We start from the raw sequence: 14,808 nt of genomic DNA on the forward strand, positions 1-14,808 counted from the left end.
CGGTCGCCTGGAAGGCCGCCCTCGAGCGCAAGGGCAACCCGGCCTGCCTGGTGTTCTCGCGCCAGAACCTGAAGCACCAGCAGCGCAGCGAGCAGCAGGTCGCCGACATCGCGCGCGGCGCCTACGTGCTGTCCGACCCGGCCGATACCAAGTTCAAGGCGATCATCATCGCCACCGGCTCCGAAGTGGAGCTGGCGATGGAGGCGTCGCGCACGCTGGCCCAGCAGGGCGTACCGGTGCGCGTGGTGTCGATGCCGTGCACCGAGGTGTTCGACGAGCAGCCGCTGGAATACCGTGAGGGCGTGCTGCCGTCGTGGTGTCGCGCGCGCGTGGCGGTGGAGGCGGCGACCGCCGACTACTGGCGCAAGTACGTGGGCCTGGATGGCGAAGTGATCGGCATGACCGGCTTCGGCGCTTCGGCCCCCGCGCCGCAGCTGTTCGAGCACTTCGGCTTCACCGTCACGAACGTGGTGGACGCGGTCAAGCGCACGATCGGCTGATTGCCGCTGTGGCTCCTCCCCCTGCCTGCAGGGGGAGGTTGGGAGGGGGGGCGCGTTCGGAGCGCAAGAGCACCCCTCCCCAACCCTTCCCTGCAAGCAGGGGAGGGGGCAGATCTCGTGGAGGGTGCCTGCTGTGCTCGGCCGCGATGCTTGGCGGTCGCGCACAGGTGTGCTCCTGCAAGAAAGCGGAAGGTGTCAGGGACCCAGGTCGAGCAGCGTGCCCAATTCCCCGGGCGTGGCGGCGACCGCCGCGGCGCCGGCCTGTTCCAGCTCCGTGCGGCTGCCGAAGCCCCACAGCACGCCGATGCCGCGTACGCGGTTGGCCACCGCGCCTTCGATGTCGAAGTGGCGGTCACCGATCATTACAGTCTCCTCCGCCCGGGCGCCGAAGTCGGCCATGGCCGCCGCGATCATGTCCGCCTTCTCGCTGTGCGCGCTGGACGGATCGGGACCGTACAGCCGCAGGAAGGCCCGACCGAACGTCAGCTGCGCCAGGATCGGTTCGGCATGCCGATGCGGCTTGCCGGTGACGATGGCCAGCTGGTGGCCGGCATCGAGCAGGCGGTTGATCAGCGGTTCGATGCCCGGGTAGACGGTGTGCTCGCGCCAGCCGTGCGTGTCGAAACGCTCGTGGTAGTGCTCGACCGCCGCCTCGACCCGCGCCGCGTCGTGGCCGAGCAGCGGCGCGAAGCTGTGCCGCAGCGGCGGGCCGATCCAGCGCCGCAGTTCTTCGGCGGAGGGAATCGCCACGCGCAGGCGCTCCAGCGCATGCTTCACGCACGCGGTGATGCCGTGCTCGGAGTCGATCAGCGTACCGTCGAGGTCGAACAGGCAGAGCATCAGCGGTCCGCACGCGCCTTGAGTGCGGCCACCGCCGGCAGCTCCTTGCCTTCGAGGAATTCCAGGAACGCGCCGCCGCCGGTGGATATGTAGGAAACCTTGTCGGCGATGCCGTACTTGTCGACCGCAGCCAGCGTGTCGCCGCCGCCGGCGATCGAGAAGGCCTTCGAGTCGGCAATCGCGTGTGCCAGCGTTTCGGTGCCCTTGCCGAAGGCGTCGAACTCGAACACGCCGACCGGCCCATTCCACACCACGGTGCCGGCGCCGGCGATCAATTCGGCATAGCGCCGGGCGGTCTCCGGGCCGATGTCCAGGATCATCTCCCCGTCCTTGACCTCGTCCACCGGCCTGACCGTGGCCGGGGCGTTGGCGGAGAACTCCGGCGCCACCACCACGTCGACCGGCAGCGGCACCTCGGCGCCACGCCGCTTGGCATCGGCGATGACCTTCCGGGCCGCGTCGATCAGGTCCGGCTCGTACAGCGAATTGCCCACGCCGTAGCCGGCGGCGGCGATGAACGTGTTGGCGATCCCGCCGCCGACGATCAGCTGGTCGACCTTGCCGATCAGGTTGTCGAGCAGGGTGAGTTTGGTGGAGACCTTCGAGCCGGCGACGATCGCCAGCAGCGGGTGCGCCGGCTGCTCCAGCGCCTTGCCCAGCGCGTCCAGTTCGGCCGAGAGCAGCGGCCCGGCGGCAACCTGCGGGGCGAAGCGGATCACGCCGTGGGTGGACGCCTGCGCCCGGTGGGCGGTGCCGAAGGCGTCCATGACGAACACATCGCAGAGCGCTGCGTATTTCCTCGCGAGCGCTTCATCATCCTTTCCTTCGCCGGTGTTCATGCGGCAGTTCTCGAGCACCACCACCTCGCCCTCGGCAACGTCGACCCCATCGAGGTAGTCGGCGACCAGGCGCACCGGCGCGCCGAGCTTGTCACCCAGCCACTTCGCGACCGGGGCAAGCGAGGACTCGGCGTCGAACTGGCCTTCCTTCGGGCGCCCCAGGTGCGAGAGCACCATCACCCTGGCGCCGGCGTCGCGTGCGGCCCGGATCGTCGGCAGCGCGGCATCCAGGCGCTGGGTCGAGGTGATGCGGCCGTCGTCGATCGGCACGTTCAGGTCTTCACGGATCAGCACGCGCTTGCCGCGCAGTTCCAGATCGCTCATGCGGGTGATGGACACGGCGCCACTCCTCGGGAAAAGGGATTGCAGTTCGACCGGATGCGCCTCGCATCGGCGCGAACCGCCTATTGTCCGGCCCGGGTCCCCGGGATGCAACGCGGCGGGCGGGCGTAGCCCATGGTGGCGCTCGCCCGGTTTATGCTGCCGCCTTCACCGGCAGGGAGAATCCCCATGGCATCGGAACTGTTGGCGTTGTACGGCTACTGGCGCTCCAGCGCGGTGTACCGCGTGCGTATCGCACTCAACCTCAAGGGGCTGCGCTATGAGACACGCCCGGTGCACCTCCTGCGCGACGGCGGCGAACAGCACGCCGAGGCCTACCGCGCCCTCAATCCCCAGCAGCTGATTCCGTGCCTGCGGGACGGCGAACGCGTGATCACCCAGTCGGTGGCGATCGCCGAGTACCTGGAGGAAACCCATCCGGAGCCGCCGCTGCTGCCGGCCGATGCGCGCAGCCGCGCCCGCGTGCGTGCGTTGGCGCTGGCGGTTGCCTGCGACATCCATCCGCTGGGCAACCTGCGCGTGCTGCAGTACCTGGAGGGCCAGCTGGGCGTGGACGAGGCGCAGAAGCTGGCCTGGTCGCGGCACTGGATCGAGACCGGCTTCGACGCGCTGGAAACCATGCTCGCCGGCAGCAGTGCCACCGGTCGCTATTGCCATGGCGACACGCCGGGCCTGGCTGACGCCTGCCTGGTGCCGCAGGTGTACAACGCGCAGCGCTGGCAGCTGTCGATGGATCGCTGGCCGACCATCGCGCGCATCCACGCCGCATGCAACGAGCTTGACGCCTTCAGGCAGGCGATGCCCGAGCACCAGCCCGACGCGCCGTAGGCGAGCGGGCCTACACAGGCTGCTCCTGCCCCGGGGCATGGAGGCGAGGCACACAGCAACCCCTCTGCTCCCTCTCCCCACCGAGGAAGGTCGGGGTGAGGGGCGGGGCTCGCGAGGTTGCGGCCTGGTGCGATGGGAGAAGGGCATCCGGCACCGGGCGGCCTTTCCCGCCAGCGTGGCCCCTCACCCCAGCCCTCTCCCCGCAGGGGAGAGGGAGCAAGTTCGGTGGCACGGCGAGGCACAGCGCCGACCGACGGCTCTTCTCCCTCTCCCCTGCGGGGAGAGGGTCGGGGTGAGGGGGCGGGACTCGCGGAGATGTTGCCTGGTGCGATGGGGCGCTCGAGAGGACTTCCGACGTAGGGCAACCTCCCGCGCCAGCATGCCCTTCATCCGAGCGCCCTCCGCGGGGCGCTAAAAAAAGAGGCGCATCGCTGCGCCCCTTCCTCAACCTTTTCGTGCGGCTCAGAAGCCCAGGCCGTACGGATCGTTCCCGGCCAGTTCGGTCGCCTCGGCCCCGCCGCCCTCCGACAGCCGGATCTTCAGCGCCAGGCCATCGCGCGAGTCGGCCTTGGCCAGCGCCTCCTCCAGCTCGATGCGCCCGCTCTTGTAGAGCTTGTACAGCGACTGGTCGAAGGTCTGCATGCCTTCCTGCAGGCTGCGGTCCATCGCTTCCTTGATCTCGTGGATCTGGCCGCGGCGGATCATGTCGCGGATCAGCGGCGTGTTGAGCAGCACTTCCACCGCCGGCACGCGGCGGCCGTCCTTGCCGATCACCAGGCGCTGGCTGATCACCGCGCGCAGGTTGAGCGCCAGGTTCATCAGCACGTTCTTGTGCGCCGATTCCGGGAAGAAGTTGAGGATGCGCTCCAGCGTCTGGTCGGCGTTGTTCGAATGCAGCGTGGCCAGGCACAGGTGGCCGGTCTCGGAGAAGGCGACCGCCGCCTCCATCGTGTCGGTGTCGCGGATCTCGCCGATCATGATCACGTCCGGCGCCTCACGCATCGCGTTCTTCAGCGCCTCGTGATAGCTGTGCGTGTCCAGCCCGACCTCGCGCTGGTTGATGATCGACTTCTTGTGCCGGTGCAGGTACTCGATCGGATCCTCGATGGTGAGGATGTGGCCCGGCGAGTTGGAGTTGCGGTGGTCGAGCATCGCCGCCAGCGTGGTCGACTTGCCCGAACCGGTAGCGCCCACCACCAGGATCAATCCACGCTGCTCCATGATCAGGTCGCGGAAGATGGGCGGCAGCTGCAGCTGGTCGATCGAGGGAATCTCGCTCTTGATCGCGCGGATCACCATGCCCACTTCGCCGCGCTGCTTGAACACGTTGATGCGGAAGCGCCCGGCTTCCTTCACCGCCAGCGCCATGTTGAGTTCCAGGTCGCGCTCGAACTGCGGCACCTGGCCCTCGTCCATCAGCGAGTAGGCGATCTTCTTGACCATGCCGCCGGGCAGGCCGGTGTTGCCAAGCGGGTAGAGCTTGCCCTCGACCTTGATGTTCACCGGGGCGCCGGTCGTCAGGAACATGTCCGACGCGCCCTTGTCTACCATCAGCTTGAGGAAGTAACCGATATCCACGCAGGACCCCTGAGAGTGATCGCGCTTTCTTGTGGCGCGTTGCAAAGCAAGATTATGCCTGCCCACAATACGCGGCGACACTGCGCGAGGAATGAGTGATGGTGCACATCTTTTCCCGGCCATCCGGACGCATCGGGCGTACTGGCCGGATGGCGGGTGGCCTGGTCCTGGCCGTGGCGCTGCTGGCGCTGGCCGGGTGTGCCAGCGTGCCGCCGCCGGACACCTCGATGAACCAGGCCCAGGCGCTGCTGCAGTCCGCGCGCGACGCCGGCGCGGCCGATTACGATCCGGTGGACCTGGGCTTTGCGCAGGCCAAGTTCCAGCAGGCGCAGACCGCCATGGCCGCGCGCAAGTACGCCGATGCCGCCAACCTGGCCGAGGAAGCCCGCGCCGATGCCGAACTGGCCCGGACGCGCGCCCAGCTGGGCAGCGCGCGGGCGCAGATCCAGGCCAAGGTCGAAGAGAACCACCGCCTGCGCCAGCAGACCGGACAGGCGCCCGCGCAGCCGGCTCCGGCCGCCGCGCCGGCATCCGGCAGCAGCGCCCCGGAGACGCTGCAGGACATGCCGGCACCGTCCGCCTCGGTGCTGTCCGCGCCGCTGCCGCAGAACGGCGGCTTCCAGCCGGTTCCCGCCCCTTCGGCGAGCACCCACACGAACGACGGAGGCCAGCGATGAAGCGCCTTGCCACGACGGCGTTGATCGGCCTGCTGGCGTTGGCCGGCCCGGCCCTGGCGCGCCAGGACGACATGGACGTCAACCGCCTGAACTCCAGCCTGAACCAGCTGGCCAGCGACCCCACCCTCGGCACCTATGCCCAGGCCGAACAGGCGCTCGCGCACGCCGCGATCGACCGGCTGGAACAGGCCGGCCGCAGCGAGCGGCCGCATGCGCTGTACCTGGCCGAGCGCCGGGTCGACCTGGCCAAGGCCGCCGCGCAGCTGCAGGCCGCCCGGGACCGGCTCGACAAGCTCGACCGCGAGCATGCCCAGATTCTCCTGGAGGCCAGCCGCCGCGAAGCCGAGGCCGCGCGCATGGAGCTGGAGCGCCAGCGCATGCAGTACCAGATGGCGCAGGAAGAGGCCGCCCGCCTGCAGCAGCAGGGCATGGAGGCCTCGCAGGCCGCCGAGCAGGCGCGTGCCGAGGCCGAGCGGGCCAGGAAGCTGGCCGCCGCGCAGAGCCGCGTCGCCCGCGCCGCCCGTCGCGAAGCCGAGGCGGCTGCCCAGGCCGCGCGCGCCATGCGCTCGCAGATGCAGGCCGCCCCGTCCTCCTCGTCGGAGGCCACCAAGCCGGCGCCGGCCAAGGACAAGACGGCCCCGAAAGGCCATTGAGCCCCGGCGCCGACGGGGTGCCTGAAGAGCGCCGCGCGCGACCGGGATGGCGGTCGCGCCCGAGGTTTTTCGGCGCCCGGACTGGCGGACTCGACAGTTGGATCGGCCTGCCCGCAGGGCTTCCCGCGGTGGCTTGCACGGTCCCGGGCGCGGGAGTAGGGTCAGGGCTGCCATGGCGCACCCGTGCCATGGCTCACTGACCTGAAACATGCGCCCATTTCCCCACGCACTGCCGGTCCCTGTTTCGCTCCACATGCGTACGGGGCGTGGGCGCGCGCGCTTCATCCGCCCGCGGGCGTGCCGATCACGCGCCCGCTCATCTCGCGAGGAGGTCGGATCATGTTCGAAAACCAGCAGCGTGACGATGTCGAAGCATTCATGAAAGCCGACGCGGAATTCCGTCGGCTCTACCAGCATCACCGCGAATTGAAGAGCAAGGTGCACGATGCCGAGATCGGCGTCCTTCCCATCGACGATGTCACCTTGGCCGGCATGAAGAAGGAAAAACTGCACGCCAAGGAACGCCTGCAACGCATGTGGGATGCGCGAGTCCCGCAGATCCACTGACCCCACCGTCTACCTGACGGCCCCGGCCCTTCCCACGAAGCGCCGGGGCCGTTTCTTTTGGGGGGCGCTTCGGGCGGGATCGCCATGCCGGGTCGCCTCCCAAGGGCGCTCCTGCAGGCACTGGCGGGCGGCTCGGTTATCATCGTGCGCCTTGTCCAGCGCCTGCGGGCGCCGCCCAACGACGGAGTCGCCATGACGGTCCACCAAAGCGTGCTCGAACTGATCGGGAACACCCCGATGGTGAAAGCCCAGCGCCTCGATACGGGGTTGTGCGAGTTGTTCCTCAAGCTCGAGAGCGCCAATCCGGGCGGCTCCATCAAAGACCGCATCGGCCTGTCCATGATCGAAGGCGCCGAGCGCGCCGGCCGGATCAGCCCCGGCGCCACGCTGGTCGAGGGCACCGCCGGCAACACCGGCCTGGGGCTCGCGCTGGTCGCGCAGGCGAAGGGCTACCGGCTGATCCTGGTGGTGCCGGACAAGATGAGCCGCGAGAAGATCTTCAACCTCAAGGCGATGGGCGCCGAGGTCGTGCTGACCCGCTCGGACGTGGCCAAGGGCCATCCGGAGTACTACCAGGACATGGCCGAGCGGATCGCTCGCGAGACGCCCGGCGCGTACTTCATCAACCAGTTCGGCAACCCGGACAACCCGCGCGCACACATCCAGACGACCGGCCCGGAAATCCTCGAGCAGATGGACGGGCGGGTGGACGCGGTGGTGGTCGGCTGCGGCTCGTCGGGCACCATGACCGGCCTCTCGCAGTTCTTCGCCGAGCATTCGCCCGAGACCGAAATCGTGCTCGCCGACCCGGTCGGCTCGATCCTCGCCCAGTACATCAACGAGGGCACGCTGTCGGACAAGTCCGCCAGCTGGATGGTCGAGGGTATCGGCGAGGATTTCCTGCCCACCATCAGCGACTTTTCGCGGGTGAAGAAGGCCTACGCCATCGCGGACAAGGAGAGCTTCCTCACCGCCCGCGAACTGCTGGCGAAGGAGGGCATCCTCGGCGGCTCCTCCACCGGCACGCTGCTCGCCGCGGCGCTGAAGTATTGCCGCGAGCAGGGCACGCCCAAGCGCGTGGTGACGCTGGTCTGCGATACCGGCAACAAGTACCTGTCGAAGATGTACAACGACTACTGGATGCTCGACAACGGCTTCATCGATCGCCAGCAGCACGGCGACCTGCGCGACCTGCTGCTGCGCCCGTTCGCGCAGCGCGACACGGTGGTGGTCGGCCCGAACGAGCTGCTGATGACCGCCTATACCCGCATGAAGCTGTACGACGTCTCGCAGCTGCCGGTGATGGACGGCCAGAAGCTGGTCGGCATCCTCGACGAGTCGGACGTGCTGATGCACGTGCACGCCAACGAGGTGCGCTTCCGCGACCCGGTCTCCACCGCAATGATCTCCTCGCTCACCAAGCTGGACGTGCATTCGCCGATCGAGGCCCTGCTGCCGGTGTTCGAGCGCGGCCATGTGGCGATCGTGGTGGACGGTGACCAGTTCATGGGCCTGATCACCCGCATCGACCTGTTGAACTACCTGCGTCGCAAGGTGCACTAAGCGCCGTCGCGACGCCGCCTTCGCGAAACCATAACTACGCTCCGCCCTCGCCCCGAAGGAAGCCAGACCCCATGTGTGGAATCGTTGCCGCCACCGCCCAGCGCGACGTCGCCCCGTTGCTGATCGCCGGCCTCAAGGCGCTCGAATACCGCGGCTACGACTCGGCCGGCCTGGCCGTGCTCGATGACGCCCAGATCCGTCGCGTGCGCGCCAAGGGCAAGGTGCGCGAGATGGAAGCGCTGTACCTGGCCGACCCGCTGCGTGGCGGCACCGGCATCGCGCATACGCGCTGGGCCACGCACGGGGTGCCCAACGAAGCCAACGCCCATCCGCACATCGTCGGCCGCGTGGCGCTGGTGCACAACGGCATCATCGAGAACTACGCCAGCCTTCGCGCCGAACTGCAGGCGCGCGGCCACGTGTTCACCTCCGAGACCGACACCGAGGTGATGGCCGCACTGATCGAGGAGCGCATCGCCGGCGGCATGGACCTGTGCCAGGCGGTACTCGCCACGGTGCGTGCACTGGAAGGCGCCTACGCCATCGCGGTGATCAGCCGCGACCAGCCGGGCCACGTCGTCGGCGCCCGCCGCGGCGCGCCGCTGCTGGTCGGCGTGGGCATCGGCGAGAACTTCCTGGGCTCCGACGCGCAGGCGCTGATCCAGGTGACCAACCGCATGATCTACCTGGACGAGGACGACGTGGTGGAGATCACCCGCGACAGCGTGCAGGTCTACGGGCTGGACGGCGCGCCGGTGGAGCGGACGGTGCACCAGAGCGAACTGTCCACCGACGCGGTCGAGCGGGGCGACTACCGCCACTACATGCAGAAGGAAATCCACGAGCAGCCGCGCGCGGTCAACGACACGCTGGAGGCGCGCATCGGGCCGCATGGCGTGCTGCCGAACATCTTCGGCGTCGGTGGCGACGAGTTGCTGGCGAGGGTCAGGGGCATCCACATCGTCGCCTGCGGCACCAGCTACCACGCCGGCCTGGTCGCCAGGTACTGGATCGAGGAGCAGGCGCGGCTGCCGGTCAACGTCGAGGTGGCCAGCGAATACCGCTACCGCGACACGGTGGTGCCCGAGGGCACCCTGTTCGTGGCGATCTCGCAGTCCGGCGAAACCGCCGACACGCTGGCGGCGATGCGCGAATCGCGCCGGCGCGGTTACCTGGCCACGCTGGCGATCTGCAACGTGCCCGAGTCCTCGGTGGTGCGTGAGGCCGACCTCAAGCTGATGACCCGCGCCGGTCCCGAGATCGGGGTCGCATCGACCAAGGCCTTCACCACCCAGCTCGCCGCGCTGGCCCTGCTGTGCCTCAAGCTCGCCGAGCAGCGCGGGCTGGACAAGGCACGCTACGCCGAGCTGTGCGCACAGCTCGCGCACCTGCCGCGCGCGATCGAGGATGCGCTGCAGCTGGAGCCGCAGATCGTGGAACTGGCGGCCCTGTTCGTGCCGCTGGAGCACGCGCTGTTCCTGGGCCGCGGCGCGCAGTTCCCGGTTGCGCTGGAAGGCTCGCTCAAGCTCAAGGAAATCTCCTACATCCACGCCGAGGCCTATCCCGCCGGCGAACTCAAGCACGGCCCGCTGGCGCTGGTCGACGAAGCCATGCCGGTGGTGGCGGTGGCGCCGAACGGCCCGCTGCTGGACAAGCTCAAGTCCAACCTGCAGGAAGTGCGCGCGCGCGGCGGCCGGCTGATCGTGTTCGCCGATGGCGCGGCGCCGCTGGAGGCCGGCGCGTCCAACGGCGCGACGCTGCGCATCGACGGCGGCGGCGACTTCATCGCGCCCGCCGTGTTCACCGTGCCGCTGCAGTTGCTGGCCTACCACGTGGCCGTGCTGCGCGGCACCGATGTCGACCAGCCGCGCAACCTGGCCAAGTCGGTCACGGTGGAATGAGCGGCGCGGCACGGGCTACATCGGCCCGTGCTCGACCTGGCGTTCGCGCTGCATCAACGTCCACTCGGCATGCTCGGTCAGCGCGGCATGGCCGAGCGCACGCAGGATGGCGCGCTGTTCGGCCGGGTCGTCGGTCTGGTCCAGCGCCGCCCGCGCGGTGCCGAGAATGCGTTCCATGAAGCGGTACTGCTTGAGCAGCACCTTGTCGGCCTTGCGGTAGGCATAGGCCTCGCGCACGGCGGCGATGATCGAGAGGATGCCCATTACCGCCACCAGGGTGGCCTTGGTGGCGTCCTCCAGGCGCAGCGCGAACAGCGCCAACAGCACGCTGATCGACACGCCGCCCCACAGGCTCAACGCGCCGAGCGCTTCGGTCACCCGATGCAGCCCGGCGCACTCGATGCTCTTGCGCTCGTAGTAGTACAGCTGGCCCGAGCGACCCGGCTCGCCCACCCATTCGGCGATCACGCCGGCCAACTCCATGGCGGTCGCCGTCGGCGGATGGCTGGGCGGCAGGCCGGAGGCGCGCATCACGTTGCGGATCCAGCCCAGCTCGACGTTCTGCCGCTGCAGGAAGTCGTCGTGCGCGAAGGCGTGGTCGCGGGTCAGCGAGATGCCGGCGCGGCGCCAGTACGACTGGATGCGCAGCCCCTCGGCCAGCGCCCGGTAATCGAGATACTTGCGATGCCAGCCGCGGCGCTTGGCGATGGCAGTCATCGTCGTGCCGAGCGCGAACAGCAGCAGGAACAGGTAGATCAGATAGTTCTGCGCGGCGAAGTGCGCGTAGCAGGTGAAGGCGATGCCCATCAGCGCAGCCAGCGTGTAGATCGTGCGCATCGCCAGCAGCACCCGGTGCTGGAAGTGCATGGCCAGCCAGTCCGCTTCGCGGAAGGTGCACTCGATCCCCATGCGTGCGGTGGCCGGTGCGACTGGGGTACCTGCGGCCGCGGGCGTCGTCGTCGCCTCGATCGCCGCGGCATGCGCGACGCACTCGTCGTTGAATTCGGCCATGCGGTCGAACATCAGCCGGAACGCGGCCGGCAGGCGTTCCTCCGGTGTGGCGGCAGCGGCATGCCGCCACATCGCGGTGACCGCCGGCCGCGCGTCGGCAGGTGTGTCGGCCCGCCCGCACAGGACGTGGTAGAGCAGCCGCTCGTCGCCCGCGGCCAGGATGTGGTGCGGGTCGCGTTCCTCGCTGGGTGGCCCGGGCAGGATGCCGCGCAGGTGGTAGCGCACGATCTGCGCGGTACCGCCCAGGCGGTCGGAGGGCTGGCCGTCCCAGATCGCCAGCAGGATGTGGCAGTGGCTGGCGATGTACACGCCCGCCTGCGCGTATTGCTGGTCGCGCGCGGTGCCGGGGTTGCCCACCTCGCGGTGCGAGCGTCCCTTGCGGACCGGCAGCACCATGACGTCGGCCCGGGCGCACAACGCCTCGAAGCGGGTGCGTGCCGCCGGGTCGGTGAAATCCTCCTCGTAGAGCGCGCGCGGGAGGGGCAACGGAGCGATCAGGCGCACGCCCTGTGCCAGTGCCTCTTCGGCCACCAGCTGGTCGCCGCCCTCGGCCAGCGCGGAGAGCACCACCAGCGGCAACGACGGCCAGGCCTGGCGCAAGTCCTCGAACAGCCGCCGGACGACGCGGCGGACAGCGTCCGTGTCGTCGGGGGGAAGGTCGCGATGGCTGGTCACACCGATCACCAGGGGCGTCATGGGTGCTCCAGGGGTTGCGGCCGGATGCGCCGCGGCGGCCGGGGCCGGCCGCCGCTCCTTGCGCAACCGCGTTCGCGGTCGCGCGGCAACTGCGAGTGCTAGCGGTTCTTGATCGAAGGTTCGGTCGCGGTGTCGGGCGAAAGCAGCTTGTCCGTCGGTGCGGGGCGGTCGGCCTGCGTGTCCCTGGGTGGTTTGCGCTCGGTGGTCGACTCGGGTTCGTCCGGGGTGCCCTGGGTGGTGCGTGGCTTGGTCATGGGAAGCCTCCGTGGGCGTGGCGGCGGCCGGGATGGCCGCCGTGTGCGTGTACGTCTTGCACCGTTACGGGCCGGTGACGCCCGCGCGATGGCAGCGGGTGTTGTTGGTCGAGGGATGGGCGGTGCGGTCGACGGCAGCGTCGTGCGGTCGGGTGTGGTCAGCTTCCGGGCCGGGGCTGCGCCCGGTCAGGGTTGCGTGACGCGCTGGTCGGCGTGGAACGGCGAGGGCGTGGCGGCGTGGGCCGATGCAGAGCACGCGGTCCCTGGTGTTCCCCCGTGGTCCGGGCAGGAGGCGCGGGTCAGCGCGCGCGTGCCAGTGCGCGCTGGTCGAGCACGCCCTGCAGGCGTTGCTCGAAGGCGGGGTTGGGTGGGAAGGCGATGCCGGCCCCCGCCAGCGTCCGGACCAGCGCCGGTTCGCGGTAGCCGGCCGCCCACAGCTGCCGGACCAGCGGCCGGGCTTCGTCGGTGCGGCCCAGCGCCAGCAGGGCATCGACCTGCGCGGCAAGCAGGCGCGGGTCGCCGGCGCCGCTGTCGACCGCGCGAAGGCTCTGCAGGGCGGAGAGGCGCAGGCTTCTGGCCTCGTCGCCGGCCTGCAGCGCGGCCAGTTGCAGGCGGGCGCGGACCGTGGACAGCAGCAGGCTCCGTTCGTCCGGCTGGTCGGCCAGCAGGGGCGTGAGCGTCGCCAGGGCCGCCCGCGCGTCGACCCGCGCCTCGGCGTGGCGGCCGGATGCCTGCAGCCATGCCGCCCGCTCGATGCGGACCTCGGCCAGGTCCTGCCGCCAGTCGGTGTTGCTCGGCTCGTGCCGCGCCAGCTCGTCCAGCGTCCGCCAGGCGCGCCCCAGCAGCGCCGGGGCCGAGCCGGTGTCGCCCCGTGCGTGGCGCAGGCGCGCCAGCTGGGCCGAGTACAGCCCGAGGTTCTCCTTGACGTCGGTGAGGCTGGGATCGAAGCGGTGGATCTCCTCGATGACTGCCAGGGCCTGCTCGGTATCGCGGTCGGCCTGGTCGGCGCGGCCGGCCAAAGCCAGCGTGCGGGCCAGGATGGCGCGCACGCGCGCCATGTTCTGGCGCTGGCCGTTGTCCTGCGGCTGGGCCTCGCTCAGCTGCGTCTCGATCGCGTCGTCCGCCGCGTACTCGGTGATCGCACCGAGCAGGTCGCCGCGCATCAGGGCCAGCTTGCCCAGGTTGTTGTGCGCTTCGCCCAGGTGCTCGAGCCACTCGCTGCGGGGCGAGGGGCGGGCGGCCAGCAGCCGGCACCGCTCGAGCATGCGCCGGTAGTGCGCCGCCGCCTCGTCGAGCCGGCCGCGGGCCTCCAGGACATGGCCGATGTCGTTGTCCAGCGTGCTCAGTTCGAACAGGACCCGGGGGTCGGTACGGGCCGGTGCGCCCATCCGTTCGAGCGTCGCCTGCGCCGCGGCAAACCAGCGCCCGGCCTCTTCCAGGTGGCCCTGGTACCAGTCGCTCATGCCGAGGAAGGCCTGGACCCGGGCGTAGGCGATCTGCCGGTCGCGGTCGGCCGGTGCGGCACGCGCCAGCTTGCGGGCCAGCGGTTCGGCCGCGCGGTACGCGCGCGTGGCCGCGGCCAGGCGTCCCTGGTCGAGCCGCACGCTGCCGATCTTCTCCAGCGCCTTGGCGCGCTGTTCGAGCACGTCGTCGGTCACATCGGTGGCGGGCAGCGACTGGAAGTAGGCCATCGCCTTGTCGTCGACCGCTTCCAGGATGTCCAGCCGCTGCACCTGGGCCAGCTTGTCGTTGAGGTCGCCCAGCATGAAGCCGACCAGTGCCTCGGCCTGCTTCTGCCGACGCTCGGCGGTGCGGCGGGCGATCATCGCGTCGATCGCCAGCAGGCTGGTCACCAGCATGACCAGCGTGGACAGGCCCGCGACCGCCGCCAGCCGGCGGTTGCGGCGCTGCAGCTCGCGCCGCCGCAGCTGGTCCAGCTCCAGGCCGAGCAGGCCGGCGACGAGCTTGAGCTTGGCCACGTGCTTGCCGTCCTTGCCGGGACGCACGTCGGCGGCGATCGGTTCGTTGCCGCCCGCGCCCGGTTCGTCCAGCGGGTCGCACAAGGCGGGCGAAAGGCATTCCTCGGCGCGCTGCGTCGCCGGCGCGTTCGGCTCGCCTGCCACGATCAGGCAGAAGATGCGGTCGTCGCGGCCCAGCCGGCGGAACGCGCGGACCTCGGCGCTCACCCAGCGCGAGGTGGCCGAGGCGGGCGAGCAGATCACGATCAGGTTGGCCGACTGGGCCAGCGCTTCGTCCACTTTGTGGCCGAGGTCGCCGGAACTGGCCAGCTCGTCGCGGTCGCGGAAGATCGGCAGCAGTCGGCGCGGGACGGTGCCGGCGGCGGTCACCAGGCCGACCAGCCGCGAGGGCACGCGATAGGTTTCCAGCGCGCGGTGCAGCCACTCGGCCCAGCGCCGGTCGCGGTGGCTGTAGCTGATGAAGGCGCGGTAGCGGTAATCGCCTGCGGAAGAAACCGGGTTCATCGTGCACGACCCTCATGCGAGTCGCACAGCCCCCTGGCGCTGGCGGCGGGCGGAACCTACCACGTCCCGCGTGATG

13 protein-coding genes are annotated in these 14,808 nt (G+C 70.1%); 7 read left to right on the forward strand and 6 right to left on the reverse strand.

What is annotated here, in order from left to right; genetic code table 11:
• A partial coding sequence (locus VFH59_RS06225) for a transketolase-like TK C-terminal-containing protein (protein ID WP_325164025.1) occupies nucleotides 1-500 on the forward strand: 500 nt, incomplete at its 5' end.
• 195 nt (nucleotides 501-695) lie between these two features.
• Here VFH59_RS06225 and VFH59_RS06230 read toward each other — a convergent pair.
• Nucleotides 696-1,340, reverse strand: coding sequence for an HAD hydrolase-like protein (locus VFH59_RS06230; protein ID WP_325164026.1), 645 nt, complete (start codon nucleotides 1,338-1,340; stop codon nucleotides 696-698).
• Entirely contained in the window at nucleotides 1,340-2,518 is a 1,179-nt protein-coding gene (locus VFH59_RS06235; RefSeq protein ID WP_325164027.1) for a phosphoglycerate kinase, read from the reverse strand. Before VFH59_RS06235 ends, VFH59_RS06230 begins: the two co-directional genes overlap by 1 nt.
• 171 nt (nucleotides 2,519-2,689) lie before the next feature.
• On the opposite strand from VFH59_RS06235, the gene maiA reads away from it, so the two are divergent.
• A complete protein-coding gene (maiA, locus tag VFH59_RS06240) occupies nucleotides 2,690-3,349 on the forward strand; it encodes a maleylacetoacetate isomerase (RefSeq protein ID WP_325164028.1) in 660 nt (219 codons plus the stop codon).
• A 462-nt stretch (nucleotides 3,350-3,811) separates the two neighbouring features.
• Here maiA and VFH59_RS06245 read toward each other — a convergent pair whose 3' ends face one another.
• Nucleotides 3,812-4,927 carry a PilT/PilU family type 4a pilus ATPase gene (locus VFH59_RS06245; RefSeq protein ID WP_325164029.1) on the reverse strand — a complete coding sequence of 372 codons (1,116 nt, stop codon included), beginning with the start codon at nucleotides 4,925-4,927 and terminating at the stop codon, nucleotides 3,812-3,814.
• Nucleotides 4,928-5,025: 98 nt separating this feature from the next.
• Here VFH59_RS06245 and VFH59_RS06250 point away from each other — a divergent pair, with 98 nt between their 5' ends.
• The 5 genes from VFH59_RS06250 to glmS all read left to right on the forward strand — a co-directional run bounded on the left by VFH59_RS06250 (nucleotide 5,026) and on the right by glmS (nucleotide 10,288).
• Nucleotides 5,026-5,604 carry a DUF4398 domain-containing protein gene (locus VFH59_RS06250; protein ID WP_325164030.1) on the forward strand — a complete coding sequence of 193 codons (579 nt, stop codon included), beginning with the start codon at nucleotides 5,026-5,028 and terminating at the stop codon, nucleotides 5,602-5,604.
• Nucleotides 5,601-6,257: a hypothetical protein gene (locus VFH59_RS06255; RefSeq protein ID WP_325164031.1), complete on the forward strand. Its 657-nt coding sequence runs from the start codon at nucleotides 5,601-5,603 to the stop codon at nucleotides 6,255-6,257. The genes VFH59_RS06250 and VFH59_RS06255 overlap by 4 nt, the downstream gene beginning before the upstream one ends.
• A gap of 339 nt (nucleotides 6,258-6,596) precedes the next feature.
• Nucleotides 6,597-6,824 (forward strand): YdcH family protein, encoded by a 228-nt coding sequence (locus VFH59_RS06260; RefSeq protein ID WP_325164032.1) that lies wholly within the window; start codon nucleotides 6,597-6,599, stop codon nucleotides 6,822-6,824.
• Nucleotides 6,825-7,016: 192 nt separating this feature from the next.
• Nucleotides 7,017-8,387 (forward strand): pyridoxal-phosphate dependent enzyme, encoded by a 1,371-nt coding sequence (locus VFH59_RS06265; protein ID WP_325164033.1) that lies wholly within the window; start codon nucleotides 7,017-7,019, stop codon nucleotides 8,385-8,387.
• A gap of 71 nt (nucleotides 8,388-8,458) precedes the next feature.
• Entirely contained in the window at nucleotides 8,459-10,288 is a 1,830-nt protein-coding gene (gene glmS, locus VFH59_RS06270; RefSeq protein ID WP_325164034.1) for a glutamine--fructose-6-phosphate transaminase (isomerizing), read from the forward strand.
• Between the two features lie 15 nt (nucleotides 10,289-10,303).
• On the opposite strand, the gene VFH59_RS06275 is transcribed toward glmS, so the two are convergent.
• The 3 genes from VFH59_RS06275 to VFH59_RS06285 form a co-directional block, all read right to left on the reverse strand.
• Complete coding sequence (locus tag VFH59_RS06275; protein WP_325164035.1) at nucleotides 10,304-11,995, reverse strand: hypothetical protein; 1,692 nt, start codon at nucleotides 11,993-11,995, stop codon at nucleotides 10,304-10,306.
• Nucleotides 11,996-12,093: 98 nt separating this feature from the next.
• Nucleotides 12,094-12,249: a hypothetical protein gene (locus tag VFH59_RS06280; protein WP_325164036.1), complete on the reverse strand. Its 156-nt coding sequence runs from the start codon at nucleotides 12,247-12,249 to the stop codon at nucleotides 12,094-12,096.
• 299 nt (nucleotides 12,250-12,548) lie between these two features.
• Nucleotides 12,549-14,732 (reverse strand): TIR domain-containing protein, encoded by a 2,184-nt coding sequence (locus VFH59_RS06285; RefSeq protein ID WP_325164037.1) that lies wholly within the window; start codon nucleotides 14,730-14,732, stop codon nucleotides 12,549-12,551.
• Nucleotides 14,733-14,808: the final 76 nt, after the last annotated feature.

This window comes from Frateuria sp., assembly GCF_035695185.1.
Lineage (GTDB): Bacteria > Pseudomonadota > Gammaproteobacteria > Xanthomonadales > Rhodanobacteraceae > Frateuria_A.

What these genes read in the sequence shown, in the direction of transcription:
- VFH59_RS06230 (WP_325164026.1), bottom strand. Translation starts at nt 1,340, where the DNA reads ATGCTCTGCCTGTTCGACCTCGACGGTACGCTGATCGACTCCGAGCAC.
- VFH59_RS06265 (WP_325164033.1), top strand. Translation starts at nt 7,017, where the DNA reads ATGACGGTCCACCAAAGCGTGCTCGAACTGATCGGGAACACCCCGATG.
- VFH59_RS06285 (WP_325164037.1), bottom strand. Translation starts at nt 14,732, where the DNA reads ATGAACCCGGTTTCTTCCGCAGGCGATTACCGCTACCGCGCCTTCATC.
- VFH59_RS06255 (WP_325164031.1), top strand. Translation starts at nt 5,601, where the DNA reads ATGAAGCGCCTTGCCACGACGGCGTTGATCGGCCTGCTGGCGTTGGCC.
- VFH59_RS06275 (WP_325164035.1), bottom strand. Translation starts at nt 11,995, where the DNA reads ATGACGCCCCTGGTGATCGGTGTGACCAGCCATCGCGACCTTCCCCCC.
- VFH59_RS06250 (WP_325164030.1), top strand. Translation starts at nt 5,026, where the DNA reads ATGGTGCACATCTTTTCCCGGCCATCCGGACGCATCGGGCGTACTGGC.
- maiA (WP_325164028.1), top strand. Translation starts at nt 2,690, where the DNA reads ATGGCATCGGAACTGTTGGCGTTGTACGGCTACTGGCGCTCCAGCGCG.
- VFH59_RS06280 (WP_325164036.1), bottom strand. Translation starts at nt 12,249, where the DNA reads ATGACCAAGCCACGCACCACCCAGGGCACCCCGGACGAACCCGAGTCG.
- VFH59_RS06260 (WP_325164032.1), top strand. Translation starts at nt 6,597, where the DNA reads ATGTTCGAAAACCAGCAGCGTGACGATGTCGAAGCATTCATGAAAGCC.
- glmS (WP_325164034.1), top strand. Translation starts at nt 8,459, where the DNA reads ATGTGTGGAATCGTTGCCGCCACCGCCCAGCGCGACGTCGCCCCGTTG.